Source organism: Mesorhizobium sp. M1E.F.Ca.ET.041.01.1.1 (assembly GCF_003997355.1).
In the GTDB taxonomy this organism is placed as follows: Bacteria; Pseudomonadota; Alphaproteobacteria; order Rhizobiales; family Rhizobiaceae; genus Mesorhizobium.
This window is the reverse complement of sequence record NZ_RZSL01001254.1, coordinates 1-475: the sequence shown is the minus strand read 5'-3', so window position 1 is coordinate 475 and position 475 is coordinate 1. Positions and strand designations below refer to the sequence as shown.

The 475-nt window shown below is 68.2% G+C and carries 1 protein-coding gene and 1 pseudogene; both read right to left on the bottom strand.

Features of this window, described 5'->3' with window-relative positions:
• A pseudogene (locus tag EOA38_RS38645) lies at positions 1-233 on the bottom strand (precorrin-3B synthase); the annotation flags it as partial.
• Positions 230-475, bottom strand: a 246-nt coding sequence (locus EOA38_RS38640) for a cobaltochelatase subunit CobN (RefSeq protein ID WP_145966371.1), incomplete at its 5' end; no start/stop codon positions are given. The gene EOA38_RS38640 and the pseudogene EOA38_RS38645, both read right to left, overlap by 4 nt.

The following is a 475-nucleotide window of genomic DNA, read 5'->3' as shown; positions in this document are numbered from 1 at the left end:
TCCGCCGCCAGCAGCCGCGCGCTTGCCGCCGTCAGGCCGCGGATCTGCAGGCTGCCGCGGGCGGTCACTTCCATGATGCCGTTGCCGTGACGCAGCGCGGATTCGCAGAGTCCGATCAGCGACTTGGGGGAAAGTCCTCCAGCGACCGGATTGAGCCGCACCAGCAGCCCGTCGCCGGTTTGCATCGGAGCGGACAAAGCGGGGCAGGCGCCGCGGCGCGAAAAGGCGTTCATGCCGCCACTCCCTGGGCTTCGGCTATCAATGCCGTGAGATCGTCGTCGATGGAATTGCGTTGCGGATGCCAGAGGCCGCGCCGCCGCGCCGACAGGAACCGCTCGGCAATGACCTTCGCGGCGGCGGGATTCTCGCGCAGGAGGAAGGCGCGGACTTCCAAGTCGCCGAGATAGGCGTCGTGCACCGCCTCGATCAGCGCACCCGATATCGCATGCGTGGTCTCGGCGAAGCCGACACGACG